This window comes from Roseomonas populi, from assembly GCF_024594815.1.
In the GTDB taxonomy this organism is placed as follows: domain Bacteria; phylum Pseudomonadota; class Alphaproteobacteria; order Acetobacterales; family Acetobacteraceae; genus Roseomonas; species Roseomonas populi.
This window is the reverse complement of the sequence record NZ_JANJOU010000027.1, coordinates 61950-88660: the sequence shown is the minus strand read 5'-3', so window position 1 is coordinate 88660 and position 26711 is coordinate 61950. Positions and strand designations below refer to the sequence as shown.

Annotated in this window: 26 protein-coding genes; 12 read left to right on the top strand and 14 right to left on the bottom strand. The window is 68.4% G+C overall.

The genetic code is table 11. The annotated features are described in order from the left end of the window. Positions 1-165 precede the first annotated feature (165 nt). Positions 166-972 (top strand): IS5 family transposase, encoded by an 807-nt coding sequence (locus tag NRP21_RS23475; protein WP_257718670.1) that lies wholly within the window; start codon positions 166-168, stop codon positions 970-972. 39 nt (positions 973-1011) lie between these two features. Further along, complete coding sequence (locus tag NRP21_RS23470; RefSeq protein ID WP_257718669.1) at positions 1012-1194, top strand: hypothetical protein; 183 nt, start codon at positions 1012-1014, stop codon at positions 1192-1194. 266 nt (positions 1195-1460) lie between these two features. On the opposite strand, the gene NRP21_RS23465 is transcribed toward NRP21_RS23470, so the two are convergent. Together NRP21_RS23465 and NRP21_RS23460 are read right to left on the bottom strand one after the other, a co-directional pair. Next, positions 1461-2156, bottom strand: a complete 696-nt coding sequence (locus NRP21_RS23465; protein ID WP_257718668.1) for a DUF2306 domain-containing protein — start codon at positions 2154-2156, stop codon at positions 1461-1463. Between the two features lie 100 nt (positions 2157-2256). Next, positions 2257-2481 (bottom strand): hypothetical protein, encoded by a 225-nt coding sequence (locus NRP21_RS23460; protein ID WP_257718667.1) that lies wholly within the window; start codon positions 2479-2481, stop codon positions 2257-2259. 114 nt (positions 2482-2595) lie between these two features. Here NRP21_RS23460 and NRP21_RS23455 point away from each other — a divergent pair, with 114 nt between their 5' ends. After that, positions 2596-3525 carry a LysR family transcriptional regulator gene (locus tag NRP21_RS23455; RefSeq protein ID WP_257718666.1) on the top strand — a complete coding sequence of 310 codons (930 nt, stop codon included), beginning with the start codon at positions 2596-2598 and terminating at the stop codon, positions 3523-3525. Between the two features lie 225 nt (positions 3526-3750). Next, positions 3751-4062 (top strand): hypothetical protein, encoded by a 312-nt coding sequence (locus tag NRP21_RS23450; protein WP_257718665.1) that lies wholly within the window; start codon positions 3751-3753, stop codon positions 4060-4062. An 82-nt stretch (positions 4063-4144) separates the two neighbouring features. Here the strand turns inward: NRP21_RS23450 and NRP21_RS23445 are convergent, their stop codons facing one another. Together NRP21_RS23445 and NRP21_RS23440 are read right to left on the bottom strand one after the other, a co-directional pair. Beyond that, positions 4145-5767 (bottom strand): amidase, encoded by a 1623-nt coding sequence (locus NRP21_RS23445; RefSeq protein WP_257718664.1) that lies wholly within the window; start codon positions 5765-5767, stop codon positions 4145-4147. A gap of 45 nt (positions 5768-5812) precedes the next feature. Then, positions 5813-6787, bottom strand: a complete 975-nt coding sequence (locus NRP21_RS23440; protein WP_257718663.1) for a Bug family tripartite tricarboxylate transporter substrate binding protein — start codon at positions 6785-6787, stop codon at positions 5813-5815. A 144-nt stretch (positions 6788-6931) separates the two neighbouring features. Between NRP21_RS23440 and NRP21_RS23435 the strand changes: the two genes are divergently transcribed. Then, the gene (locus tag NRP21_RS23435) at positions 6932-7828 is read left to right on the top strand and encodes a LysR family transcriptional regulator (protein ID WP_257718672.1); all 897 of its coding nucleotides are present in this window, start codon (positions 6932-6934) and stop codon (positions 7826-7828) included. A gap of 136 nt (positions 7829-7964) precedes the next feature. On the opposite strand, the gene NRP21_RS23430 is transcribed toward NRP21_RS23435, so the two are convergent. The 3 genes from NRP21_RS23430 to NRP21_RS23420 all read right to left on the bottom strand — a co-directional run bounded on the left by NRP21_RS23430 (position 7965) and on the right by NRP21_RS23420 (position 10747). Then, entirely contained in the window at positions 7965-8150 is a 186-nt protein-coding gene (locus NRP21_RS23430; protein WP_257718662.1) for a hypothetical protein, read from the bottom strand. A gap of 5 nt (positions 8151-8155) precedes the next feature. Next, positions 8156-9853, bottom strand: coding sequence for an FAD-dependent monooxygenase (locus NRP21_RS23425; RefSeq protein ID WP_257718661.1), 1698 nt, complete (start codon positions 9851-9853; stop codon positions 8156-8158). An 81-nt stretch (positions 9854-9934) separates the two neighbouring features. Beyond that, positions 9935-10747 carry a helix-turn-helix transcriptional regulator gene (locus NRP21_RS23420; RefSeq protein WP_257718660.1) on the bottom strand — a complete coding sequence of 271 codons (813 nt, stop codon included), beginning with the start codon at positions 10745-10747 and terminating at the stop codon, positions 9935-9937. 423 nt (positions 10748-11170) lie between these two features. On the opposite strand from NRP21_RS23420, the gene NRP21_RS23415 reads away from it, so the two are divergent. The 5 genes from NRP21_RS23415 to NRP21_RS23395 all read left to right on the top strand — a co-directional run bounded on the left by NRP21_RS23415 (position 11171) and on the right by NRP21_RS23395 (position 16677). Then, a complete protein-coding gene (locus tag NRP21_RS23415) occupies positions 11171-12829 on the top strand; it encodes an FAD-dependent oxidoreductase (RefSeq protein ID WP_257718659.1) in 1659 nt (552 codons plus the stop codon). A gap of 33 nt (positions 12830-12862) precedes the next feature. After that, a complete protein-coding gene (locus tag NRP21_RS23410) occupies positions 12863-13849 on the top strand; it encodes a Bug family tripartite tricarboxylate transporter substrate binding protein (RefSeq protein ID WP_257718658.1) in 987 nt (328 codons plus the stop codon). A 161-nt stretch (positions 13850-14010) separates the two neighbouring features. After that, entirely contained in the window at positions 14011-14535 is a 525-nt protein-coding gene (locus NRP21_RS23405) for a VOC family protein (RefSeq protein WP_257718657.1), read from the top strand. After that, positions 14528-15649: an alpha/beta hydrolase gene (locus NRP21_RS23400; RefSeq protein ID WP_257718656.1), complete on the top strand. Its 1122-nt coding sequence runs from the start codon at positions 14528-14530 to the stop codon at positions 15647-15649. The genes NRP21_RS23405 and NRP21_RS23400 overlap by 8 nt, the downstream gene beginning before the upstream one ends. 26 nt (positions 15650-15675) lie before the next feature. Beyond that, a complete protein-coding gene (locus tag NRP21_RS23395) occupies positions 15676-16677 on the top strand; it encodes a Bug family tripartite tricarboxylate transporter substrate binding protein (RefSeq protein WP_257718655.1) in 1002 nt (333 codons plus the stop codon). Between the two features lie 46 nt (positions 16678-16723). Here NRP21_RS23395 and NRP21_RS23390 read toward each other — a convergent pair whose 3' ends face one another. From NRP21_RS23390 to NRP21_RS23385, 3 genes are all read right to left on the bottom strand, one after another. Beyond that, positions 16724-17101, bottom strand: coding sequence for a DoxX family membrane protein (locus NRP21_RS23390; protein WP_257718654.1), 378 nt, complete (start codon positions 17099-17101; stop codon positions 16724-16726). Between the two features lie 382 nt (positions 17102-17483). Then, positions 17484-17921 carry a tripartite tricarboxylate transporter substrate-binding protein gene (locus NRP21_RS28095; RefSeq protein ID WP_408639655.1) on the bottom strand — a complete coding sequence of 146 codons (438 nt, stop codon included), beginning with the start codon at positions 17919-17921 and terminating at the stop codon, positions 17484-17486. Beyond that, positions 17854-18429, bottom strand: coding sequence for a gamma carbonic anhydrase family protein (locus NRP21_RS23385; RefSeq protein ID WP_257718653.1), 576 nt, complete (start codon positions 18427-18429; stop codon positions 17854-17856). Before NRP21_RS23385 ends, NRP21_RS28095 begins: the two co-directional genes overlap by 68 nt. Before the next feature lie 396 nt (positions 18430-18825). Here NRP21_RS23385 and NRP21_RS23380 point away from each other — a divergent pair, with 396 nt between their 5' ends. Further along, on the top strand, positions 18826-19689 hold the full coding sequence (locus tag NRP21_RS23380; protein WP_257718652.1) for a tripartite tricarboxylate transporter substrate binding protein: 864 nt from the start codon (positions 18826-18828) through the stop codon (positions 19687-19689). 48 nt (positions 19690-19737) lie between these two features. Further along, positions 19738-21075 (top strand): CaiB/BaiF CoA transferase family protein, encoded by a 1338-nt coding sequence (locus tag NRP21_RS23375; protein WP_456300248.1) that lies wholly within the window; start codon positions 19738-19740, stop codon positions 21073-21075. A gap of 875 nt (positions 21076-21950) precedes the next feature. On the opposite strand, the gene NRP21_RS23370 is transcribed toward NRP21_RS23375, so the two are convergent. The 4 genes from NRP21_RS23370 to NRP21_RS23355 form a co-directional block, all read right to left on the bottom strand. Beyond that, positions 21951-22085: a hypothetical protein gene (locus NRP21_RS23370; RefSeq protein WP_257718650.1), complete on the bottom strand. Its 135-nt coding sequence runs from the start codon at positions 22083-22085 to the stop codon at positions 21951-21953. Between the two features lie 77 nt (positions 22086-22162). Next, positions 22163-23397, bottom strand: a protein-coding gene (locus tag NRP21_RS23365) for an IS3 family transposase (protein ID WP_257718649.1) whose coding sequence is annotated in 2 segments (ribosomal slippage) — positions 22163-23049 and positions 23049-23397 — 1236 coding nt in all. Because the reading frame shifts where the segments join, the coding sequence is not laid out codon by codon here. Between the two features lie 589 nt (positions 23398-23986). Then, entirely contained in the window at positions 23987-25252 is a 1266-nt protein-coding gene (locus tag NRP21_RS23360; RefSeq protein WP_257718648.1) for an MFS transporter, read from the bottom strand. 225 nt (positions 25253-25477) lie between these two features. Then, positions 25478-26692, bottom strand: a complete 1215-nt coding sequence (locus NRP21_RS23355) for an MFS transporter (protein WP_257718647.1) — start codon at positions 26690-26692, stop codon at positions 25478-25480. Between the last annotated feature and the right edge of the window lie 19 nt (positions 26693-26711).

Here is a 26711-nt window from a genome sequence, read left to right as displayed (position 1 = left end):
GGTGCGAGCCAGCTATCCAGACCGCTCGCCCCACGAACGGCATCCGCCATGACCACCTCCTGCCGAGGTCGTGCCTCAGCAGGTCGGTCCATCACATCACGTCCGCAAGTGCCCAGGTAGTGCTAGAGGGTGTTACGGACCTACGGGCGGCCTCGTTTAGGGTGAATGCCCTCTCGCAAGCCGTACCCGTCCGATGTGTCAGATGAGGAGTGGGCGCTGGTCGCGCCCTACCTGACGCTGCTGCCCGAGGAGGCCGGGCAGCGCGAGCACCCGTTGCGCGAGGTGTTCAACGGGCTGCGTTACCTGGTGCGCTACGGCGTGGCCTGGCGGGCGATGCCGAACGACCTCCCGCCCTGGCACGCGGTCTACGACCAGGCGCAGCGCTGGCTGCGGGCGGGCTGCTTCGAGATGCTGGTCCAGGACCTCCGGGCGGTGCTCCGCCTGGCTCAGGGCCGTGCGGAGGAGCCGTCCGCGGCCGTGCTGGACAGCCGCACCCTGCGCTCCACGCCCGAGAGTGGCGCACGCGCCGCCTGGGACGGACATAAGCGGACCAGGGGCTCCAAGCTGCACCTGGCCGTCGACACGCTCGGCCACCTGCTGGCGCTGCACGTCACCCCCGCCAACGCGGATGACCGCTCGGCCATCTCCACCCTGGCCGAAGCCGTCCAGGACGCGACCGGCGAGAGCGTGAACCTGGCCTATGTCGACCAGGGCTACACCGGTGAGCGGCCCGCCCAGGCCGCTGCCGCTCACGGCATCACTCTGGAGGTCGTCAAACTCCCCGAGGCCAAGCGCGGCTTCGTGCTCCTGCCCAGGAGGTGGGTGGTCGAGCGCTCCTTCGGCTGGTTCGCCCGCTTTCGCCGCCTCGCCCGCGACTACGAGCGACTGCCCCAGACCCTGGCAGGCCTGCACCTCGTCGCCTTCACCATCCTACTGCTCAGGCGTGCCGCAGAACTCGCACCCAGTGCGTAACACCCTCTAGTCAAGCGCAATGAGGTGGAGTTCGGTCCTGTGCCGGTTGCCGACATGCCCGGCAGTCCCCAGACGTTCAGCAACGGCAAGGTCGGTTTCGACGGCTGGACGCTTTACCTCGGGCGCATCCAGCAGTCGGGCGGTAGCTGCGATCTGACGGCCGACTACGTTTCCAACTCCGACAAGGAGATCGAGACGATTTGGCGAGCTCGCCTGCGGTGACACTGCCAACGAATGCGGGGGCACGGAGGACCTATGGGCCTCATGTCCTCGTGCTAGCCGGTGTCGAGCTGGACGCCGAGTTGGAGCGCCAGACCGAGGCAGACACGACGCAGGGGTTCTGAGAAGCCCAAAGTAGCCCGCGGAGCGCGATCCCTGATATGAAGAGTGATGGTAGGTATTCTGCTGGTGGGCCACTCAACTCGATACCGAGGACAGCGCTCAACACCAGCCGCCCTGCCCGAATATGGACGACCGTGGGCAGCGAATCAGTCGAGCTCGGGCGATTGCCATCGCGCCCCTGAGCGCCTGGCCGATTGCAGACCGGGCACGGCACGCCGCACCCACCACTCGGCGGCGAGGAGGTTCGGGACCCAGCACAGCCACGCGATGGCCGGGTAGACCACTGTCAGCGGGATGCCGAGCGCGATCCCTGCCCCGAGATAGATCCGCAGCGTGATCGCCGCGGCCGTCAGGGCATAGCTCCTCACCATCCAGCGACGGTGCGCTGCGATGTCGCGCTGCATCGCGCGCTCCACCGCCACCGCGGTCGTGGCGATCCAGGCGGCGCCGAGCGCCAGGAACCCGGCGGAGGCGACCGCCCCGGTCTCGGCGTGGAGCGCGATCGGGATGGAGGAGAGCCAAGCCACCAGGACGGCGACGGCGTAGGTGCGCCCGAGCGCCCGGTGCAGGGCGATGCAGCGGGCCCGCAGCCCCGGCAGGAACTGCCACGGCCCGACCAGCAGCGCGATGGAGGCGGACAGGGCGTGGACGGTGAGGGCCGGACGCCGGGTGACGAAGTTGGAGAGGTTCGGCTGCGGCACCACGGGCAGCCCGTAGCGCATGGACCAGACGGCGACGCCCGTGGCCAGCACGGCCAGGAGCAGCCATCCGGCGCCTGGCAGCGCGCCTACGGCAGAGGGCCTGGCGTGCCCGGGACGGGCAGCAGCGGCGTTATCAGGCATGGTAGCGTCCTCCTGCTGTCGGGCATCTCCCGCCCGAGAGGGCGCCGCCCGATGCCGGGCCGCCACCTCGGCGACCCGACGATGTCCGGTGATGGGTGGCTCAGCCGTGCTGGCCGCCGCCGCCCGTGACGCCGCTGGACTGGAGCAGGTTCTGGGCGGCCTGACCCCGGGTCGTGGTGCCCCCGGCGAGCGGGGTGCGGTCCGAGCTCGACACGTAGGCAGGGAAGGCGGAGGGGCCGCGCCCGTCGAAACCCTCGGCGGATGCCGGGACGGCAAAGGCGAGCAGGGTGGCGCCAAATAGGGCGGCGACGAGGATCTGACGCATGGGAGCATTCCTTCCGAGAAGCAGCGACCACCCGCTGCCGTGGAGAAGCTGCGCCTTGCCGATCATCTTCATAACTGCTCAAATTCTGCACGCTTTAATCAGTTGAGATGATGGATGCTGGACCCGCTAACTCTCGACCAGATGCGCGTGCTCATCGCCATCGCCGAGGCGGGCAGCTTCTCGGCCGCAGCCCGTCGCCTGCGGCGCGTCCAGTCGGCGGTCAGCCAAGCCGTCCAGGCGCTGGAGACGACGCTGCGGCTGCCGCTCTTCGACCGGTCGAGCAAGGTGCCCCGCCTGACCGAGGCTGGGCAGGCCGTACTCTTGGAGGCGCGTCGTGTCGTCGAGGGCGCAGAGGCGCTCCGGGCGCGCGCCGACGCCATCCGGGGCGGCCTGGAGCCGGAGCTGACCATCTTCGCCCACCAGTTCCTGCCTACCGGCCCCGGCATGCGCTCGCTCAGGGCGCTGAACGAGGCCTTCCCCGGCCTGCCGGTGACGCTGCTGTCAGAGGCGTCGCAGGATGCGGAGCGGCACCTCCGGGGCGGGACGGCGGACCTTGCCATCTATCCCTACAACGGACCCTACAACGGGGGCGACGTGGGAGACCTGGAGGCGGAGGTGTTGACGGAGATTGAGATGATCCCGGTCGTCGCGCCCGCGCACGCGCTGGCCGCTCATCCCGGCACCCTGACACGAAGGGACCTCGGCGGGCACGTCCAGCTCGTGCTCGTGGACGGCGGCGAGGCGGGCAGCCGCGCGCGCGGGATCGTCGGCGACCGGCTCTGGCGCTTCGCGAACATCCACGCGCAGCGGGGCTTCATTATGGAGGGCTTCGGCTGGGGCTACCTGCCGAAGCACTTCGTATCCGAGCTCCTGGCCAGCGGGAAGCTGCAGCGGCTGCGCCTCCGTCAGGAAGGAAGCTTCAGGCTGGAACTCCACGTCGTGCATGTCAGGAGCCGCCCGCCCGGCCCGGCGGCGCAGTGGGCCATTGCCCGGTTGCGCGAGATCCTCAGTGCTGAAGCCGCAGCCCCGGCATGGGCCACCTGAACGCAGCGGGGTGTCCCCTCGGGTGAGCGCCCGCCTTCCCTGCTCCGCGTTGAGATACGTGCGAGCGCAGCATGAAATGGGCACTTCTCGACCACTCCCGACCTGCCCCAGTTCAGCCTATCGAGTGCCGCCTTCTGCCCCCGCGAGGTCCGATGCAGCACAATCTAGCCCCAGCACTGCAGCCTTTGGCACCTTCAGGGCTTCGGCGACCGGCTTGAGGCCGCCGTGCTCGAGGCAACAGCGCAACTGGATCAGGTGCAGGCCGCACTCATCGAGCAGACCCGCCGGGCCGAGGTCATGGATCAGCGCGCGGCCGAGTTCAAGGAGCAGCTTGCCGTCGCCGAGGCGAAGCTGCAGGCCTCTCATCTCATGGCCATCGGCATCGAGGCTGGCCTGCCCGCTCTATCCGACGTGACGGTCGGGGAGAGTGCCGACAAAGGGCCGGGAACCCGCCTGACGGCAATCTACGAACAGGCCTTTGGCGCCAAAGCTGCAGAACTCGGCATCGAAGATCCTGCCCGCTTCCGAGAGGGGTAGGCCGACAGCCGAGCTCGGTACGGGCAGCCTGGACCGCCGCATGTCCGTGCCGGTGAGGTGGTAGGCGCTCCTCCTTTGGACATCACCCGATCCGGTAGGCCGGTTCCTGCGCCAGCGGAACCGGGGCCCGCAGCCGTTCCACCATGGCCTGGGCATAAGGGGCTGCCGAGCACAGGTGCCGGAAGGCGCGCTCCGGCAGGACCAGCCCGGCGCTGCGCGCGAGCTCCCGCAGGGCATCCTCCTCCCCTTGGGTAAGCGACGACGGCTCGGGGTCAGGCACCGCTGGGGTAACTGGCGGCGGAGCCTGCGGATCAAGCTGGGGCCGGGTGGAGCGCCAGTTCGTCGCCCGCTCATAAGCGTGTGCCACCCGCAGTACCGTCGCCTCATCGAAGGGTCGGGCCGCGACCTGCATGGAGAGGGGAAGGCCCTCGTGGAAGCCGATGCACTGCGCCAGGGCCGGGCCGGTCGGGATGTTGAAAGGCGTCACCAGAGAGGTCGCCTTCCGCCAGAACTGGATCGGCCGGTAGGCGTCCAGGCGCGGCGCGATGCTGGGCGCGGCGGTGACCAGCACGTCGAAACGCTCGTAGAGGCGGTCGAACTCCTCCATCATCATTCGGCGCAGCCGCTGCGCCTGCACGTAGTCCGGGCCGCGGAACAGGATGGCGGGCAGGATGCGTGCCAGGAAATCCTCTCCGAAGTCGCCGGGCCGCTCGCGCAGGGCCCCGGCATGGACCGCATGGATCTCGCTCTCGCCGATGACGATTTTCACGTCGTTGTAGGCAGTGGAGGAGCGGATGCGGACCTCCTCCAGCCTGGCGCCCATCCGGCGCAGCACGTCGAACGCCTCCTCCAGCGCCTTCGCCGTGGCAGGGGCCGCCGCGCCCTCCTCCTCATAAAGATGCCGCAGCACGCCCACGCGCAGGCCGCGGATGTCGCCCGTCAGGGCGGCGCGGTAGTCCGGCGGAACGACGGCGGCGCTCGCAGGATCGCGCGGGTCGTGCCCGGCCATAGCCTGGAGGGCGATGGCGCAATCCTCCACCGTCCAGGTCAGCGGCCCGACATGGTCGAGGCTGAAGGAGTTGGGCATCACCCCGCGCCTGCTGACGAGGCCCGACGTCGGCTTCAGGCCGACCAGCCCGCAGAACCCCGCCGGGTTCCGGACGGAGCCGCCCGTGTCGCTGCCGATCGCGAGCGGCATGAGCCCCGCCGCCACCGCCGCGCCGGAGCCGGAGGATGATCCGCCCGTGAAGTGTTCGGTGTTCCAGGGGTTGCGAGCGGGCGGCCAAGCCAGGTCGAAGGAGGGGCCACCATGCGCCCCCTCATGCGTGGTGAGCTTGCCGAGCAGGATGGCCCCGGCCGCGCGCAGCCGGGCCGTGACCTCGGCGTCCTCCCGCGCGACGCCATCGGCATAGACACGCGATTGCCCGGTGGTCGGCAGCCCGGCCGCGTCCACCACGTCCTTCAAGCCATAGGGGATGCCGTGCAGCGGGCTCTGGGCGCCGCCCGACAGGATCTCCCCCTCGGCACGCCGAGCCTGCTCCAGCGCCGCGTCGAAGGTCGGGCGCAGATAGGCGTGCAGCTGCGGCTCCAGCGCCTCCGCCCGCGCGATCAGCGGCTTCACCAGATCGACCGGAGAGAGGGCGCGTCGGGCAATCAGCCGCCCGGCCTCCGCAATGGTGAGGAAGGCGAGTTCGTCGGCACTCATGATGCTTCCTTCCGGCGAACGGGGCCGAGCAGCGCGGCGCCCGCGTCAGTTCTGGGTGATGCCCGCGGCCTTGATCAGGGCGGCCCACTTGTCACGCTCCGACAGCACGAAGGCGCGGAACGCTTCCGGCGTGTCCGCCTTCTGCTGGGCACCCTGCTGCAGCAGCGCCTGCTGGGTCGCCGGTTCGGACAGCGCCCGGACCAGCGCGGCGTTCAGCCGGGCGACGATCGGCCCGGGCGTGCCGGAGGGTGCGAAGAGGCCGTACCACCCCTCGACCGCGTAGCCGGGCAGCCCGGACTCGGCGATCGGCTTCAGGCCGGGAAGCAGCGGCGACGGATAGGGCGCCGTGACCGCCAGCGCGCGGAGACGCCCGCCCTGGATGTGAGGCAGGCAGGTGGCGATGGAGTCGAACATCACCGGCACCCGGCCGCTGAGCAGGTCCGGATAGGCGGCGGCGCTGCCGTTGTAGGGCACGTGCACCATGTCCACGCCCGCGAGATTCTTGAACAGCTCGCCCGAGAGATGGATCGTGCCGCCCGCGCCGCCCGAGGCGTAGGAAAGGTCCTGCCGTTTCGCGAGGGCGATCAGCTCCGGGACGCTCCTCACCGGCAGGTCCGGATGCACGACCAGCACGTTCGTCACGGAGGCGACGTGGATGACGGGCGTGAAGTCCCGGATCGGGTCGAAGCGCAGGTTGCTGTAGAGGCTCGGGTTGACGGCGTTGGTGCTCGCCGCCCCGAGAAGCAGCGTGTAGCCGTCCGCCGCGGCGCGCGCCGCGACCTCCGTGCCGATGTTGCCGCCCGCTCCCACCCGGTTCTCCACGACGACCGGCTGGCCGAGCTCATCGGTCAGCTTCTGCGCGACGAGGCGGGCAAGGATGTCGGTGGTGCTGCCCGGACCGAAGGGAACGATCAGGCGTATCGGACGTGTAGGGTAGGCATCCTCCTGCGCCAGGACGTCACGGGACGAGGAGAGGAGGGTCGCCGCGCCGAGAACGCCGCGACGGGATAAGGCTTGCATGGGGACACCCCTGCTGGACGTGGGCTCGTGTGCCGTTTTCCTTGCCGAACACCTACCCGTTTCATTCGGACCCCTCCAATTGTAATTCCGACCCTATTAGGTGGTGAAAGCACTCAATCGGGGCTGGAGGGTGAAGTGATCGAGATGCGGCACCTCCAGGCCTTCATGACCCTTGCGGAAGAGCTGCATTTCGGCCGGGCCGCACGCCGCCTGAACATGACCCAGCCGCCGCTGAGCCAGATCATCCGGCAGCTGGAGCAGCTCGTCGGGACGCCGTTGCTGAGCCGCACGACCCGGTCCGTCTCGCTGACCCCGGCGGGCCAGGCGTTCCTGGCCAAGATACGCCCGGTCCCCGAGGTGGTGGACCTCGCCGCGCAGGCGGCCCGCCGTGCGGCCGAGCAGGGGCCATCGTGCCTGTCGATCGGCTTCACAGCCAGCACCGCCTACGACTTCTTGCCCGAGATGATCCGCGTCTTCCGCACCGCCCATCCCGGGATCGAACTCGACCTGCGGGAGATGACATCCATCCCGCTGCTCGCCGGGCTGCGCTCCGGATCGCTCGACGTCGCCCTGGTTCGGCCGTTGCTGGAAGGACCGGACCTCAGCTCATGCGTCATCCAGCGCGAGGAGCTGATGTTGGTCCTGCCGAGTGACCATCCCCTGGCGGCGCGGCATCTGATCGGCATCCCGGATCTGGCGGGCGAGCCGCTCGTTGCCTTCTCTGAGGAGGCCTCGCCATACCTGTCGCAACTGATCCAGACTGTCTTGCGGAGCGGCGGCGTACAGCCCCAGATCGTTCAGAGGGCCGTCATGCCGACCCTGCTCTCGTTCGTCGTCGCCGGGATCGGGGTGGCGCTCGTTCCCGCCTCTGCCAGGCGCCATGCCATCCAGGGAGTAGCATTCCGAAACCTGCACGCCCTCGCGGGTGACCAGCGTGTCGAGCTGCTGGCAGCCTGGCGTGCGGACGACCAATCGCCACTCGTCGCAAGCTGGAGGCGCCTGGTCCAGACGATGCGCCACCCAGAGATCGCCTTCTCCTGATGCTGCCCTCCCCTGCCGTGGGGAATGCTGTCGTGGCTCAAGGACGATAGGTCATGGACCAATGGCGAATGGCTCCATGAAATACCCAAGTGTGGATCAGCGGTCCTTGGCAGGCTCAACCTCCGAGGTCTGGGACTCAGAGGTCGGCCAGGGCTGCCGCTACGGCCGTACCCAGGACGGCGTTGTCATCAAGATGGGCCGCCAGCGCCAAGGCCAGCTTGGCGAGGAACAGGGCCTCCTTCTCGGGACCTGCACTGTCGATGGCCTCGGCCAGCAGGTCGCTGGCCGCCTCCAGGGTCGTAACAGGGATCTGCGGGATCATGCCATCTACTCCTGGGCCGCACAGGCAACGGCCAGCGCCTGCTTCAGGGCTGCTGGTTCCGGACGCAGCCAACGCGCGCATACATGGCCGTCAGGCCGGACGAGGTAGGCAGTCCCTGGCAGTGCGCCGAATCTGTCTGCGACATTGCTGCCCGTGTCCTCGACCTGAGCATCGTAGCCCGTTGCGGGCGGGGTTCCCTCCCGCCGCAGAAGCAAGACGCGAAGGGGTATCCGGCTGCGCCGTGCCGCCTTCAGGAGGTCGCCCATCCCTTGGGTGTCGCCGTCCCCGAAGCAGATCAGATGGAAGTCGGGGCCGAGATGGTCGAGCAGGTGCGATCCGTCCGCCAGCCGGATGTCGGGCACCGGTGCTCCGAAGCGAGGCCCGCTGGTGAATGCCGCATCCGCTGCCGGATCGCTGTTCAGGAGCGAGGTCCGATAATCGTGGGGCCGCGCGGTGCGCCAGTGCAGCAGGTCCTTGGTGAAGGCCTCGGAAAGGGTGAAGGACAGGGCGGCATCCCGCATCAGGCGATAGCCACGGCTCGGCGGCGTCATGAAGCGCGTGCTCTTGCCCGCCTCCTCGCAGATCTCGCGGACGGCCTCGACTCGCTCGTCCGAGTAGCTCTCCAGCAGGCCGGGGCCACCCAGGCCGCGCAGCACGTAGGCCAGCTTCCAGGCCAGGTTGTCGCTGTCCTGGATGCCCGTGTTGGCGCCCCGCACCCCGAAGATGGGCAGCAGGTGGGCTGCGTCCCCGACGAAGGCCAGCCTTCCGTGCACGTAGCGCGGGAGAGTGAGCGCACTGGCCGAGTAGACCGTCGCCCAGTCCAGCGTCCAAGGGAGGGGGTGGCCGACCATCCGGAGCGTCAGCTCGATGCGCTGCCTGAGCAGTTCGGGCTCCAGGGCCTGCTCCGGCGTCTCGTCGTCGGGCAGGCGGAAGTCGATGCGCCAGAGGCTGTCCGGCATCCGGTGCACCAGGACGTTGTTGCCCGGGTTCCAGTCGGGGTCGAAGTAGCAGAGGCGCTCCGTCGGTAGAGGCAGGTCGATCCTGATGTCCGCGATGACGAAGCGGCCCGAATAGGCCCGCCCCTCCATCCGGAGGCCGAGCATCCGCCGGAGGTCCGATCGCCCACCGTCGGCCGCGACGGCGTAGCTGGCCCGGAGCATGTAAGCCCCCTCCGGTGTATCGACGCCGAGCCGCGCCTCCTCCCCGTCCTGCTCGAACGAGGTCACCCGCGAACCCCACCGCAGGTCGATCAGGGGCTCCCGCTCCGCGACGTCGGAGAGGAACTCCTCGATATACTGCTGCTGGACGTTGGTGGCGGGCGGATGCCGCTGGCCCTCCTCGTGCGGCATGGTCATCCGGTAGACCTCCTGCCCCCGGTAGAAGGACCGGCCACCCGACCAGGGCAGCCCCTTCCCGGCGAATGGGTCGACCACGCCGCGTCGCTGCAGGATCTCCATCGAGCGGCGGACGAGCACAGCAGCCCGGCTGCCATGGGAGACCTGGACGTCCTGCGCCAAGACCACCGAGTGCACGCCGTGCTGGGCCAGGCCGATGGCGGTTAGGAGACCCGTCGGGCCAGCACCGACGATTGCCACCGAGTGGCGTTCGGCACCACCTCTCAGCTCATCGGGCGCCCGGAAGGGGTGCACCCGGTAGTCATAGAAGGTCGACGGACGTGGCGACGTATCGGGACAGTGGACCATGCCTGCTTCGTTCCTCCCGACAAGAGCGTAGAAAGCCTAGCCGGTGACGTCCGGGGCGCTGTCCCCAGCACGGGGGACAGGTCACTCTGCTCCGGCGAAGTGCTCCAGGCAGAGGGCGGCAAGCTCCGCGGCGGAGTTGACGCCCGCCTTGCAGTAGGCGCGCTTGCGATAGGTCGTGATGCTGGACGGCCTCAGCCCCAGGCGCGCAGCGATGGCCTCCGTCCCATGACCAAGGACCGTAAGGGAGCATACCTCTAGTTCTCGCTCCGAGAGTTCCGGCACCAGGGCCGCCAGGAGGGTGGGCAAGCGGGCCGGGTCGGCCGTCCTCCTCTCGGTTGCGGCGATCCTCAGGCGATGGTGCCGGGCGACCGCAGCCGTGATCGGGTCCGCCACGCTGGCGAGGGCACGGAGTTCATCCGGCCGGAATTGGCCATCCCCCGAGGTGCGGTGCAGCGAGAGGACAAGGCGACAGTCGGCAAAGTCCCTGTAGAGCGTCGCGCGCTCGACAATGCCCAGGGTGTCGTAGCACTCGCGGCGGTAGGCCGGGTTCCGTATGTCCCCTGAGCTGATGCGTCGCAGGCCCGCATGGCTCGCGAAGGACACTCCCCCGACCCGCCGCAGGCCCGGGTCTTCCTGCCAGTAGGAGGAGATGTAGCGCTCAGCGGCCTTCCGGGAGACCGAGGTTCCATCGCTGCTCGCGGCACCGAGGCAGGAGACCCCGCGCCCTCCCTCGATGAGGAAGACCGAGCAGTGGTGCACGCCCGCAATAGGGCGGAGCGCCTGGAGGAGCAGGCCCTCGAAGTCGTGCTCGCCGATCGCCATGACCGCGTGGGTCACCGCCGAGAACAGCTGCCCGGCGTCGTCAGGCACGCGCGGCGCGTGCAATGCCAGCATTGGCCAGCTTCCTCCCCATGCGCCTTGGGCGCTCGCGGGAATCAGCCATTCCGGCGAACGGAAATCAAGTCATGTCCCCCACCAGGGGGACAGCCGCGGGCGGCAGTCCCGGCATGGTAGCTGCCAAAGCAAGGGGAGGAGAGATGCCCCGGCGTAGTCCCAAGGGCAGGTTCGGCTCGGGCGCCAGATCCGATGCTGAGGCGGCTGGCGCAGGGGTTCAGCGCCGTCCCCACCGAGCTCACAGCGGAGAGTGGGCTCCGAGGTCGGGGGAGCCCGTACCAACCCCCGATGCTTTCGGCCGGGAGAAGGTGCACCGTCACGAGCCAGGTGCCATGGCGGACCAGCGTCTCCGGGCGCCCTGACCGAACTGCATCAGTGACAGGTAACCCTGACCGAAAACGGCGGGGCGGAGGAAGCCGGTAGATGAGAACCATGAGTACGCGCGTCCTGATCATCGGGGCAGGTCCCGTCGGGCTTGGCCTAGGACTGGATCTTGCCTGGCGTGGCGTGGATGCCCTCCTGCTCGATCAGGGCGACGGCCATGTGGAGCACCCCCGCACCGGCCTGGTGGCCGTGCGGACCATGGAGTTCTTCCGCCGCTGGGGCATCGCCGATGCCGTCCGCAACTGCGGCTTCCCCGACGACTACGCCCTCTCAATCGTCTTCTGCACGAGCCTGAACGGGAAGCTGCTGGACCGGGACGACTTCCCCTCCATGCGGGACACACCAACGCCGGACTGGACTCCGGAGAAGAAGCAGCGCTGCCCGCAGCAATGGCTGATGCCTATCCTGGAGGGTGCCGTGCGGGAGCGCGCGCCGGACATGCTGCGCTACCGGCACCGGCTGGACGACTTCGAGAGGCTGCCCGACCGCGTCCGCGCCAGGGTCACGGACCTGGAGAGCGGCGAGGCGCTCGTGGTGGAAGCCGACTACCTCGTCGGCTGCGACGGCGCGACCAGCGCCATCCGCTCCAAGATTGGCGTTGGGTGGCACGGGAAGGAGCGGCTGAACTACTCCATGGGCATCCTGGTGCGCTGCCCGGATCTGATCCGCCACACCCGCTGGGGCGAGGCGGAGCGCTATCTCTTCACCGGCCCTGAGGGATCCTGGGGCAACCTCACGGTGATCGACGGGCGCGAGATGTGGCGCCTGACCGTCTTCGGGTCGGAGGAGAAGTTCGACCTCTCCCGCTTCGACCCGGCCGCCTGGATGCGCCGCGCCCTCGGACGGGACGATATCCCCTTCGAGGTGATCTCGCTTCTTCCTTGGCGGCGTAGCGAGATGCTGGCGGACACCTTCCGGGACGGGCGTGTGCTGCTGGCGGGGGATTCGGTCCACACCATGTCGCCAACTGGCGGTCTCGGCATGAACACGGGCATGGGGGATGCCGCGGATCTCGGCTGGAAGCTGCAGGGCGTGGTGGAGGGCTGGGCCCCGCCCGGCATCCTCGACAGCTACACGACGGAGCGCAGGCCGGTGGCGGCGCGCAACGCGCGTTTCTCCACCGAGAACTTCAAGGCCTGGGTCTCGCCTAAGGACTGCTCCATCGTGCTGGACGACACGCCGGCAGCGGAGGCCCTGCGGCGGGAGATCGGCGCCGGGCTGAAGGAGAGCACCCAGGCCGAGTGGCAGTCCTGGGGCCTGCAGGTCGGCTATCGCTACGACGACAGCCCCATCTGCATCCCCGATGGCACCCCGGCGCCGCCGGACGACTACGCTGCCTATACGCCCACCGCGCGTCCCGGAGCGCGTGCGCCCCATGCCTGGCTGTCGGATGGCCGCTCGACACTGGATCTGTTCGGGCGCGGCTTCGTGCTGCTGCAATTTACCGGGGGCGGGGACACCGATGCCGCAGCCCTGGCGGAGGCGGCGCGGGCTCGCGGCGTACCCTTTGATGTCGTGACCATCGACGATCCGGCCGTCGCTGCGCTCTACGCGGCCCCGCTCGTCCTGGTTCGGCCTGACGGGCACGTGGCCTGGCGCGGCCGTTCGGTCCCGGATCCAGCCGCCGTCCTCGACCGGGTGCGTGGCGCCGGAGCCGAGACCACGCAGCCAGCGCTCACCCTGAGCTCCATGTCCTGAGCAGCCCGGAAGAACAGAATGGGGAGGAACACCATGAGCGCAATCGTCTCCCGTCGCGCCGCGCTTGGCGCCACGATCGGCGGGGTTGCCCTAGCATGGGCGGGCGCCGCCCGGGCGGCCTACCCCGACCGTCCGATCCGGTGGGTCGTACCCTACGCGGCAGGTGGCGGCACGGACGTAATGGCGCGCCTGATCGCCACGGAGATGTCGTCCCGGTTAGCTCAGCCCGTGGTGGTCGAGAACCGACCGGGTGCGGGCACCAACATCGGCACGGAGGCCGTGGCGCGCTCGGCGCCCGATGGCTACACCGTGCTCTCGGTGGACAGCGCCGCGCTGGTCTTCAACGCCGCGCTATTCCGGCGCCTGCCCTTCGATCCCGAGAACGACTTCCGGCCTGTCGGCATGTTCGCGCGCGTGCCGCTGGTCCTGGCAGTGGGGCGGGGCGTGCCGGACCGCTCGTTGCAGGACTTCGTCACACGGGCAAGGGCCAAGCCCGGGCAGATCGACTACGCCTCGCCTGGCATAGGCTCGCCCCACCATCTGGTGATGGAGTTGCTGCAGAAGATCACAGGCATCCGGCTGAACCACATCCCCTATCGGGGAACGGGCCCCGCGATGAACGACGTCGTCGCCGGTAACGTGGAATCCGTGCTGGTCAATTACGCGTCGAGCGCCGAGATGTTCCGCACTGGCCAGGTGCGGCCCCTCGCGATCGCCTCGGGCCGTCGGCTTGCGTCGCTGCCCGACGTGCCGACCCTGACCGAGGCCCTGGGAGAGGAGATGCAGACCTCGAACTGGCAGGCCCTTGTCGTCCCGCGCGCCGTGCCTGACGATGTGGCGGCGCGCCTGACCGCTGCACTGCTCGACACCATGCGCCAGCCCGCGATGCAGGCCCGCTTCCGGGAAATGGGCCTCGACCCTGCCGCTGGGACACCCGACGAGTTCGAGCGCGTCCTCGCAGCGGATCGCCGCATCTGGCCCCCGCTCATCCGCACCCTCGGCATTTCGATGGACGGCTGACACCCCGCGAAGACGCATTCGGCCGATCATCGGGCGGCCGCCCCGCACGGCAGTCCGAGGCAGCCGTCCGTCGAGTGGAAATCAAGGGACGTCCCCTACGAGGGGGACAGAGGCGAGCGGCGGCCCCGGCAAGCTGCCAGCAACCGGAAGGAGACAGTGAGATGGGTACGGACACTATGCCTCCCGTCAGCGGGCTGCACCACTTCGCGTGGCGCTGCCGGGACGCCGAGGAGACCCGGCACTTCTACGAGGATCTGCTCGGCCTGCCGTTGGTCCACGTGATCAAGGCCGACAACGTGCCGAGCACGGGGGAGTACTGCCCCTACGTCCACATCTTCTTCCAGATGCGGGACAACTCGTTCATCGCCTTCTTCGATCTCGGGGACAACGTAGCTCCCCTGCCCTCGCCCAACACCCCGGCCTGGGTCAACCACCTCGCCCTGGAGGTAGGAAGCGAGGACGAGCTTCAGGCTGCCAAGGACCGGTTGGAGGCGGCTGGGGTCGAGATCCTCGGCATCACGGACCACGAGATCATCCGCAGCATCTACTTCTTCGACCCGAACGGCCTGCGCCTGGAGCTCACGACGCGCATCGCTTCCGACGAGGAGATGGCCGAGGCCGAGAAGGACGCCCACTCGGCGCTTGCGACCTGGACCCGGGAGAAGGCGTCGCGGGCCCATGCCTGAGCGCAAGCTCGCCGTCATCGACGTCAAGCCTGGGAGCGCGATGGAGAGCCAATCCGGCCTCCAGATGAAGGCACCTCGTATCTTCGGCGCCTACGAGAAACCCGAGGGGACGCGGCGGACCGCGTGCATCGTCATGCACCCGACCAGCAACTTCATGGGCCACTACCTTATCTCGCCCCTGGCGCGGCGAGGCATCTGCTGCCTCGGCCTGAACAGTCGCTACGTGGGCAGCGACACCACGCTGCTGATGGAGCGGGTGGTTCAGGACCTCGGTGCCGGGGTACGCTTCCTGCAGGGTCTTGGCTACGAGCAGGTCTTCCTCGTCGGGAACTCGGGCGGTGGTGCCCTGGCGGCCTTCTACCAAGCCCAGGCGGAGCGGCTGACCGTGACCCGGACGCCGGATGGTACCCCTATCGCCATCGAGCCGTCGGATCTTCCACCCGCAGCGGGCATCGTGCTGACCGCCGCGCATGCCGGGCGGTCGCGGTTGATGGAAGAGTGGATCGACCCCTCCGTGGTCCAGGAGGACGACCCTCTCTCGGGCGATCCCGAGCTGGATGTCTACAACCCGGTGAACGGACCGGGGTTCTCGCCCGATTGGATCGAGCGATTCCGGGCCGCGCAGAGGGCGCGCCGCGACCGGATCGAGGCCTGGGCATGGCGACGGCTGCGGCAGCTTCGCGCAACGCCTGGCGCACCACCGGACATGCCGTTCCTCATCCACCGCACCCAGGCGGACCCGCGCCTGCTGGACCTCTCCCTAGACGCCAACGACCGGGAGGCGGGCAGCATCTGGGGGCCTGCACGCGACGTGAACTACGCCGCCAACGCCATGGGACGGATCACCACCCTGACCGCCTTCCTCAGCCAGTGGGCATCCTGCAGCCAGGCGGACGGCCCGACTAACCTGGCCCGCACGGGCGTGCCGGTGCTCCTGCTGGAGCATACTGCGGATGGCTCCACCTTCCCTTCGACGCGGGACGCATGGATGGGGGCCGCCGGGGATCGGGCGGAACTCCACCGCCTCGTCGGGGCGAACCACTACCTGTCCGGCCAGCCCGTACTGGTGGAAGAGGCCGCTGATCGCATCGCCGCCTGGGCAGCTCGGTTTTGAGCGCCTTCCAAGCAAGAGGAGACGAGATGCCCAAGAGAGATGGCCTCCTGGATCGGCCGACGGTGACGAGGCGCAGCCTCGGCCTAGGTATGATGGGGGCGCTTGCCGCCCCTGCCCTGGTGCGTGCGCAGACCGGACGCCCCCTGCGGTGGGTCGTGGCCTACCCGCCCGGCGGCGCCACTGACGTGATCGCCCGCCTCCTGACGAACGCGATCGCACCGCGCCTGGGGCAGCCGATCGTGGTGGACAACCGGCCCGGGGCGGCTGGCTCTATCGGCGCGGACAATGTCGCCAAGTCCCCGGCAGACGGGCAGACCGTCCTCAGCGCCGACATGGGTATTCTGGTCTACAACCGGGCGCTCTACCGCCAGCTGCCCTATGACCCGGACAAGGACTTCGCTCCGGTCGCGCTTTATGTGCAGTTCAGCATGCTGCTGGCCGTTCACCCGAGCCTGCCTGTCCGTGACGCGCGCGAGTTCATTGCCTACGTCAAAGCGCGGCCCAATCAGGTCACCATGGCCTCCCCGGGCGTGGGCTCGCCGCATCATCTCGCTCTCGAGCGCTTCTGCAGGCTCATGGACATCAGGGTGACCCACGTGCCCTACCGAGGTGCGGCCCCGGCCGTCAACGACCTGATGGCCGGTACCGTTCAAGCTATGTTCCTGGACTACGCGAGCGGCGCGGCAGCCTATCAGGGCGGCAAGGCGATCCCGATCGCTGCTGCATCAGCGGACCGCCTTCGCGAGTATCCTAACCTGACGACACTGGCCGAACAGGGCTTCCCGGGCCATGAGTACGGCTCGGCCCAGGGCGCCCTGATGCGGGCAGGCACGCCGGACGGGTTGCTCCAGCGGATGGACACCCTCATCGGCGAGGCGGTGCGCGATGAAGAGGTGGTCCGCCGCATGCAGGAGCTGGGTGCCCAACCTGTCCACCTGGGCCCAGCGCAGTACCGCGACAGGATTCAGGCCGAGGCACGGACCTGGCTGCCCCTGATCCGTGAGCTCGGCATCAACCTGGACACGTGACCACCGGATCGGCGCCCCGCCCAGACCAGGGTGGAGCGCCGACCTATCAGAACCCTCGTCCGATACGCCGGTCCAGCGAGTAGGCACCGTCTCCCCTCACAAGGATGGACAGGATCAAGACGAGGAGCAGCGCCGCGTACTGGACGTCACCGTCGCGCGACCAGAAGCCGAAGCGGGGCGTGACGTAGAAGGTCGCGACGACCAGGAGACCCGTGAACAGGAGGGTGGCGGGGCGGGTGAGCAGGCCCAGCACGAGCAGCAGCCCGCCGACGAGTTCCAGCCCCGTGATGTAGTAGCTCCAGAGCAGGTCCGGCTCGAAGCCGAGGCTCGCGTTGAAGCGAGCAGTGCTCTCGACGGTAGGCCCGCCGATGTCGATGATCCGCAGACGCCCGGCCCCGTTCAGGCACAGGGTGCCACCCGTCACCACCCGCATCAGCGCGTAGGTCGCTGGTTCCAGACTAACCTACAGTGAGCCAAGGCGCGGGATGAATGGCTGGGGTCGGTCGCCAACTAGTCCAGACATGCTTTCCTCCAGCTATGCTTCTGGCGCTTGCTTGTTGTCCAGGCCACGATGACCCACGCAAACAGTCTGCATTCCGGAACGGATTGCCTTGTCCCCCGGAAGGTGGACAAGGCCTTTGACGACACTTCCGAACAGGGCAGCCCCGCCGCCACGGCATTAGCAGCTCGGCATCGACACGCTTGGTGCGGTGCCGCCCCCTTGCCACGTCCAACTGAGGCCTCCCCGACAGACACCACCTGCAGGATCTACAGGTCAGATCCTGTGAGTTCAGCAGGCTCCGGACCTACTGACGCTCGATTCCTGCCTCGCAGACGACCTTCTGCCATTGGCGGATCGTCCCCGACACGAAGGCCTGCATCGCTTCCTGCGTGCTCGGGCTGGGCGGGGAGCGGAGCGTCTCAAGTGACCTCCGGACCTCCGGCATCGCGAGGACCTTAACGAGTTCGGCGTTCAGGCGCGCGACGATGGAAGCGGGCGTTCCGCCCAGGGCTACCAGCCCGACCCACGACACGACCTCGAAGCCAGGTGCCGACTGCCCGACAGGTCGTGCATCCAGGCTTGGCCAGGCCGCGGCACTGGCGACGTCCAGGGCGCGTGCATTGCCCGCACGGATGGCACCCCTAGACGGCCGCTTCCCAGCGGAATGGCGGCCATCAGTCGATCCGTCGCAGTCCGGCGGCGAAGCGACGCCAATTGGAAACGTAGTGGGCTGCCGTTGCAAGGAGGGTGTCTGCCGCCGACGAATCGAGCGTGCGAGCGACCCTGGCCGGAGCGCCGACAATAAGGGAGAATTCCGGGAAAACCTTGCCCTCGGTGACCAGGGCGTTTGCGCCAACGATAGAGAACCGCCCGATCCGGGCCCCGTTCAGCACCGTCGCTCCCATTCCGATCAACGAGCAATCACCTACGGTGCAGCCATGCAGGATGGCGTGATGACCGACGGTGACGTCAGCCCCGATGGTGAGCGGTGCTCCTGGGTCAGAGTGCAGCATAGCTCCCTCCTGGATGTTACTCCGATCCCCGATCGCGATACGTGTGCTGTCCCCGCGAACTACAGAACCGAACCAGAAGCTTACGTCCTCTCCCACGGAGATGTCCCCGATGACATGAGCATCCGGCGCGATCCAGAAGCGGCCATCCCCGGGTAGCGTGGGTGCCATCCCGTCCAGTGCATAGAGCGCCATATGTTCTCTCTCCCGAATCGTATCAGCCAAGTCGGTCATGATCATCTCACATGCGGCAGAGGCTCTTCCATTTTGCGTGCTCCCACCGGAGGTATCCGAAAATCGCCAGCGCTCAGCCAGCAACACGCTGCCTCACGCCCACTCGACGTAGCGCAGCACAAGGTGCCGGGACCCGTCAGCGCTGGTGAGCGGCTTTGGTCTGTCACCTTCAAGGTCAGCATCGGGCACGAGCCAAGTTCTCAGAAGATCTGCGGGGAAAACTGTGGCAAGGATGGTGGCAAGCAATAGAACCTGGACACCCGAACGGGCCAGGTGAGGGAGGACGAGTTCATGGCGAGACGCCATCAAGGCGTTCCGAGGCGCCACTTGCTAGGAGGCCTCCTCGCGGTACCGCTGGCCGCAAGAGCCGCTACTTGGCCAGACAGGCCGCTGCGCCTCGTTGTGATTGTCGCACCTGGCGGCAGCGCGGACTCGCTGGCCCGCATCCTCGCCGAGCGCCTCTCGGCCACCCTCCAGCAGACTGTGATCGTAGAGAACCGCCCCGGCGGTGGGGGCAATGTCGCCAGCACCTACGTCGCGCAGTCGCCAGGAGATGGCTATACGCTGCTGGTCACCGCCAACAACCACACCCTGAATCCCGCGCTCTTCCGCAACGCGGGCTATACCCTCGATGACCTCGCGCCGGTGGCGGAGATGATGCGTGGCCCCTCCCTCATCGCCACCTCCGTCTCGTCTCCCTACCAGTCTCTCGGCGACCTGCTCTCGGCAGCCCGCACCACCCCGGGCGCAGTATCTTTCGGCAGTGCGGGCGTCGGCACACCGAGCCACGTTGCGGGCGAACTGCTGGCCAAGGCCGCAGGCGTCCGGCTGAACCATGTGCCCTACCGCGGTTCCGGCCCCTCCCTGAACGACGCCATCGGTGGGCAGCTTCCGGTCGTGATCACCAGCCTCGTCGCCGCCATGCCGCACGTCCAGTCCGGACGGATGCGCGCGCTCGCCGTAACGTCGGCCGAGCGCTGGCCCTCCGCGCCGGACGTTCCTGCGGCCGCGGAGTTCGGCTTGCCGGGGTACGCGCACATGACTTGGCTCGGCCTCTTTGCGCCCCGCGGCACGCCCGGCACGGTGCTTTCGAAGCTGAACGCGGAGGTCAACGCCGCGCTTGCCGCGCCGGATGTGCGCCGACGCGTTGCCCTGCTCGGCGGTGACGTCGGCCAGACCGGGACTGAGGAGTTCGCCCGCATCTTGGCCGAGGACCACCGCGTGAACGCGCGCTTGGTCGATGAACTCGGACTGCGCGTCGAGTGATCGCAGGAGGATGTCCAGCCTTGAACCTTTCTCCGCTGTTGACGCAGGATGAGCCGGAGAGGCGGTCCGTATCATGCGGCTCATGCCCTTCCGTGCTTGGCGGTGATCTCGATGCATGAGGCGCACCAACCTCTCCAGGACGTAAGGGTCCTGGAGCTTGCACAGATCATGGCCGGTCCGACCTGCGGGCTGATGCTTGCGGACCTCGGTGCGGACGTCGTCAAGGTGGAGCGATTCCCTGGCGGGGACGATGCGCGCGGCTTCAAGGGTGCGGCCCCGGGTACGGAGGATGGCCTGCCACCCGGCTTCATGATCCTGAACCGTGGGAAGCGTTCCGTCGCGCTGGACCTGAAGCGTCCGGAGGGAATTGCGGCTCTCCATCGTCTCGTTATGGAGGCGGACGTCCTGACTGAGAACTTCCGGCCCGGCACGATGGAGCGCCTGGGAATTGGCTACGAGGACCTGCGCCGAATCAACCCGCGGCTGATCTTCTGCTCCGTGACCGGCTACGGAGGCCAGGGCCCCCTTGTAGGGCGAGGCGGCTTCGACCTGATCCTGCAGGCCTTCGCGGGGCTGATCAGCGTGACGGGAGAGCCGGGACGACGACCCGTCAAGCCCGGTGTGTCCATCGCCGACATCAACGCGGGCATACTCGCCGCGTTCGGTATCATGGCTGCCTACATCCATCGACTGAGAACGGGCGAAGGACAGCGGGTCGAAACGTCGCTGCTCCAGGCCGCGATGCAGCAGACCTACTGGTTCGCCGCCGCCTGGTTCGCCACCGGGGCCGTACCGGGGCCGATGGGCACCGCGCACCCGCTGGTCGCCCCATACGAGACCTTCCCCTGCGCCGACGGCGAGCTTGCAATCGGCGGCGCCAACGAGTCGAACTGGCGGCGCCTTGCCGAGCTGCTCGGGCATCCGGAATGGCTTGACGACCCGCGCTTCCAGTCCAGCGGCGAGCGCCTTGCGAACCGGGACGTGCTTTCAGAACTGATTGGTGGCGTGACGCGGGCACGGAGCCGCGCGGAGTGGGAGGTCCTGCTGGTGGATGCCGGTATCCCGGTGGGACCGGTGCAGACAATCGGCGAGGCGCTGGACCACCCTCAGGCGGCAGCGGTGGGTATGGTCACCGATGTCGGGCACCCCAGCGGGGGCACGATGCGCGCGCTTGGCTTCCCCATCAACCTGGATAGCCGGAACATCGCTGCTGACCGGCCGCCACCGCGGCTCGGGGAGCACACTGCCGAGGTGCTCGCTGAAGCAGGACTGACCGAGCTGGAGATTTCAGAGCTTCTGCGCTGCCGGGCGGCGTTCGCGCCTTCGCCACCGTCAGGCACAGCTGGCGCCCACGCTCAAGAAGTTGCCATGACCTCGAAGGAGTAGGCCCACCCTCAAGCTCTCCAGCTACCTGGCCAGCTATCTCGTAGAGGGGGCTGGAGGGCGTACCTCGCCCGGGCGAGCACGGGAGCCGCTGGGCAGATCTCAAACCCGGGTGGGAAACCCGCACCGGGGGAATGACGCTGATGTCGCCCGTATGCCCACGCCGCCCGATCTCCTGGCACTCCGGCTCTTCCTGCCTGCCTACGAGACCTGGAACCTCACGCGGGCGGCAGAACGGTGCGCGATCGCGCCCTCGGCCACGCGCCGTCTTTAGGCTCTGGAGGCGCGCTATGGTGCCCTGCTCTTCGGGCGCGGAGCCCGTTGCGTCGCACCACCATCATCGGGAATGCCCTCGCTCACCGGGCGGCGGACTTTCTCGCCATCACCGAGCGCTTGGACGCCGAGATGAGCGAGTTCACTAGCGGGGCCTGTGGACGAATGGGAGCAGTGGCGGCGCTGGTGGGGCTGGCGGCCAGCAAGCAGACAATGGGGTGCCTGGCGCTAGCGGCGGCGCAGGTGGCTTCCTGGTCGGCAATGGTGGTGTTGGCGGCACTGGCGGCGCAGGCAGCAACAGCAGCCTGGGCCGGGGCAAGGGCGGCAAGTAGGGAGGCCTCTCCTACCTTGGCCCGGCGGACGGGACCACGGCAGGATCCATAATGCCGTCCAGAACCGAGGGACCTGAAGGCGTCGCCTCTGGACATCGCATGCATTCAGCCCTGGATGGCCGTGGTGCCCAGCGGCAGCGGCGAGCCCTGTTCCTTGCGGATGGTGTCGGGGAAGACCTTGATCTCCCGGCGGGACCTCAGACGGTAGATCTGCTGCCGGGTGGGCTCGGCAACGAGCTGTCGATACCGGGGCGTCAGCTTCCGGTGGCAGAGTCATAGGACTTTGTGGCTGCTCATCGTGCTCGCCCAGAGCGGGGTGTCCTCCGGCCAGCCTTCCGGGCTGACCCAGAACCCTTCGATGATCCGCTTCGGCACCCACCAGTGGTGCAGGACAAGCGGCAGGTCCACGTAATCGAGGGTATCTGCGGTCGCGAACCTCTCCCACGCCGAGGCGGCACAGCCGCAGCCAACTGGAGTGCTCCCCATCAAACCGGACAGGTGACTGGGGTCGACAACTGGCTTGCGATGAACTCACGGGGTGAGAGCATGTGCAAGCCGGAGTGGGGATGGGCGGCGTTGTAGTCCTCGAACCAGGCGGGGAGCTGCTGCAGCACGGTGAGGGCATCCGGGCGGGGGTTCACCCGGGCATAGTCGCGCTTGAGGGTCTTCACGAACGCCTCGCAGACCCCGTTGCTTTCCGGGCTGCGGACCGGGGTAAAGCAGGCAACCAGGTTCAGGGCGGTCGCGAAGTCGACCGTGCCCTTGGCCGTGTAGGGCGAGCCGTTGTCGGCCAGCCACTGGACGGGATGGGGTGCGCGGACGTCGCCGAACCGGCCCTCGACGCAGGCGAGCATCATGTCGCGGATCATCTCACCGCTGATGCCCCCACCGGCCGTAGCGACCCAGGCCATGACCTCGCGGTCGTGGGTGTCGATGGCGAACGCGACGTGGACGGCCTCGCCGTTCCAGCAGGGGATGGCCAGGCCGTCAGAGGACCAGCGCCGGTTCGACGCGGGCGCGACGACCTTGCCCTCATGCGTCCGGATGACGCGTCTCGCGGTGTTGGGCTGCAGCGTGAGCGAGGCGCGCCGCATGAGGCGCAGGACGCGCTTACGGTTGACCGGCGGTTCACCGGCAACTCGCCGGGCCCGGTTTAGCAAGGCAGCAACGCGCCGGTAGCCGTAGGTGGGCCGCGCATCGGTGATGGCGCGGATCTCGGCCAGGAGCGCGTCGTCGCCCCCGCGCTGGTAGGGGCCGCGGCGGCGTCCCGGACCTTTCAGCTGCTCGACCAGATTGGATCGGGCGACGCCCAGGGTATCGGCCACGGCCTTCACCGGGAACCGGCCGGAGGCGGCGACGGCAGCCGCAAGCCGGGCTTTTTCCCCCGGGCAGCGTCCAACGCCTCCCGCAGGATCTCGGCCTCCATGGTCTTGCGACCGAGCAAGCGCTCGAGGTCCCGGACCTTGGCCTCGAGTTCGCGGACGCGGCTGGCGGCGACCACGTCGTCGTCCGCCCGGACCGCTTCCAGGCCACCCTCGGCCATACGACGCCTCCACCCGAACAGCAGGCTGGGCGAGACGCCGTGGAGCCGGGCAACGGCCGAGACCGTCATGCCCGGCTGAGCGGTCTCCTCGACGAGCCGGACCTTCTCGGCGGCACTGTAGCGCCTGCGACGCTCGCGACCGGTGATGATTTCGACGCGCTCAACGGCATTGGACATAGGCGTATGCCTAGGCTTCAGCCTAGGTCCTCAGGTTACGCCGCCTGTCCGGTTGAAATGGGGGGCGCTCCACCAACCTTGATCCATGCCTCCTGGCGCAGCAGTTCACCGTAAATCCGCGGGTACTCGTCGTGGGGCACCTTCGCCCCTCCAGGCAGGTACTGGATGCGGTCGATCACGTGCAGGGCAGGTCGGTTAGCTGAGCCAGCTGTCTGGCTAGGGTGAACTTGCCGCTGCCAGCGTTGCCGGAGACTGCGACCCTCCTCGACTGCCGCCTCCCTTCGCTGTCGCTGGCCGTCACGCATGGCCCGTGGGTGCCCGCCAGCAGGGCAGCCGACACCGGGCCTGGGCGGCTACCCCCCCCCCGTGACCTGATCCGCTCTCCCCCTGCAGCCCTGTCGAGGCCTGAAGGCCGAGGCGCCTGGTCGTTGCAGGTCGGTGCCTAGCTGCAGGTGTTGGGGCATCTTCGGCAGGCCTTACTGCTGTCACGACCGTACACCCCGATCGATCAGCTGGGCGAATTTATTGCTACGACAATGTAGAGAGAGAGAGTCGCCCAGGCGGAACGCGACAGAGCCGGACGTACTTCCTATTCTGAGCCAGGCACGGATCTGCGTGCCAGCAGCAGCATGCCAGCAGACGCCGACTGGACGATGGCTGCCGTGGCAAACAGCAGGACGCCCTCGTTCATCGAGGAGCCCGTCGCGCCGATGTCACGCAGAAAGCCGAAGGCGGCAGGTGCGAAGGCGTAGCCCGCCTGGCTGATCGCCGTGACCAACCCCACCACCCACGCCACGTCGGCTGGACGGAACTCCGCCTGCGCGATCAGTGCGGGCAGGGAGGTGCTGTTACCGAGGCCCAGACCGAAGAGAGCACAGCCCAGCAGCAGCAGCGGTACCGACGGTCCGGCGCACAGCAGAATGACCGAGCCTAGCGCCTGCATTGCGGCATTGGCGGCGGCAACCACTCGTCGGTCCGCCTCCTGGGGCATCGCAGCCCCGAGCAGGAAGCGCCCACTGATGGCACAGGCCGTCACTCCGCTCATCGTCAGGCCCGCGACCCCGGCGCCCAGAGTCGGTGCCAGCAATGAAAACAGGTGGGCCACGAGGCCGATCTGCGCAAAGAACCCGAGGGTCGTCGACGCCGTGAGCGTCACGAAGCGTCGGTCATGCCACGCCTTCAAGAAGGGCTCCGCCTCTACCGCACGTGACCTGTCCCCCGGCGTGGATTGCAGCAGGGACGGCGCGTCACCGTCCGGCAGCAGCCCCATGGTGGCCGGGGTCGGGCCGAGATAGCGCCCCGACAGCAACCAGCCCACCACGACGATGACGGAAGCGACCATCACGGCTGCCGTGTGGAAACCCACCTCCGCGATGAGGACAACCCAGAGCGGGGAGAAGACCACGCCACCCACGCTGGCCCCGTTGAACGCCATGCCGAGCGCGGCCGGGCGGCGGCGGGCGAACCAGGGCGAGACCATCGCGTTCAGGGCGGCGCCGCTGGACAGGGCCCACCCCGCGCCGGTGACCGGCGCGGCGAGGTATAGCTGCCAAGGGACCGCCGCGAAGGCCCAGCCGAGCAGCCCGAGAGCCGTCAGAAGCAAGCCTGCCCTGGTGACCGCGACAAGGCCGAAGCGGCGATGCAGGGCGGCGAGGTTGCCGACCACGGCCGCCCCGAGAAGGAAGTGCGCTGTGATAGCGCCGGACACCACCGACACGGGCCATCCACGCGAGGCGTGCAGGACCTGGAGGAAGATCGGCAGGCCATAGAAGTGAACGCCCCAGGCGAACATGGCCAGAACAAAGGCCGCTCCCACCACTCGCCAGCCGAAGAACACTTGGGCAAAAGCCTTCACGCGCGGCCGTCTGTCGTTGAGACGGCCTGCGCAGACGCGAGGTCATGGAACAAGGACCCATGGCGCGCCCTATGGCTCATCAGCACCGGAATTCACCCACTAGTAACATTCTCCCACGAGCCGCTGGACAGCGGAACTGCTGCTTCCAGCCAGATACGGCGATGCCGGTTGAGCACTCAAGACGATCTTCGTCGGGTCTTCCCAGTCGGGTGTCCTGACTTCAGTCTACACGACGGTAAGTCGAGTGCGACTGCGCAGCACCAGTGTCGTGATGATCAGCACGTTCGCCATATTCCAGGCGACGCCGTTGAGGAAAGCCGCGGCGTAGCTGCCGGTCACATCGAAGATGACGCCGGACAGCCAGCCACCCAGGGCCATCCCGGCGAGGGTCGCCATAAGGACGATGCCGACCCGCATCCCGGCCTCGGAAGCGGGGAAGGTCTCCCGCACGATCACGGCGTAGGACGGCACGATGCCCCCCTGGACCAGGCCGAAGAGGGCCGACAGCACGAAGAGTGAGGTAAGGCCGTCGAAGAACAGGAAGAGCGACAGGGCGGATCCCTGCAGGACGGAGCCGAGCAGCAGCGTGCGAAGCCCGCCGATGCGATCGGCGACGAAGCCGGATCCCAGGCGGGACACGATCCCGCAGGCGAGCATAACCGAGAGCATCTCCGCGCCCCGCGCGACGCCGTAGCCGAGGTCGCCACAGTAGGCGACGATGTGGACTTGGGGCATGGCCATGGCGACACAGCAGGCAACGCCAGCGGCGGACAGGATAACCGTCAGTCCCCCGCGCGAGAGGCCCAGGGGCCGGATCCCGTCCGGGGCCTGTCGCGATACCCCGCCCCCGAACCCCGGCGCACGTACCCGCAGCATCAGGGAGAGGGGCAGCATCATCACCAGACATGTGGCGCCGACGATCAGATGGGCCATGCGCCAGCCATGCGCCGAGATCAGCCAGCTCAGGATGGGTGGCCAGACGGCCCCCGCCAGGTAGTTGCCGGACGCCGCGATGGCCACGGCAATGCCCCGGCGCCGCTGGAACCAGAGGGACGCTTCCGCCATCAGCGGCCCGAACACCGCGGAGGCGCCGAGCATCCCGATGAGCAGGCCCTGCGCCAGGGTGTAGGCGGTGAGGCCCGGCGCCAGTCCCGCGAGGGCATACCCGCCGGCCAGCATCACCGTCGCACCCAGCAGCGGCTTCATCGGGCCGAGCCGGTCGGAGAGGCGGCCCATCAGAATGCCACCGGCTCCGGAACCCAGCATGGTGAGCGTGTATGCGAGGGATGCGGCGCCACGGGACACGCCGAACTCCGCTTGCACATAGGGCATCGTCACGATGGCGGACCACATGCCGACCCCGCCGATCGTTGAGAGCGCCACGATGACGCAGAGACGGACCCAGGCGATCCGGGAGTCAAGCAGCTGATCTTGGGTCATCTCTACCACGCCCAACGAT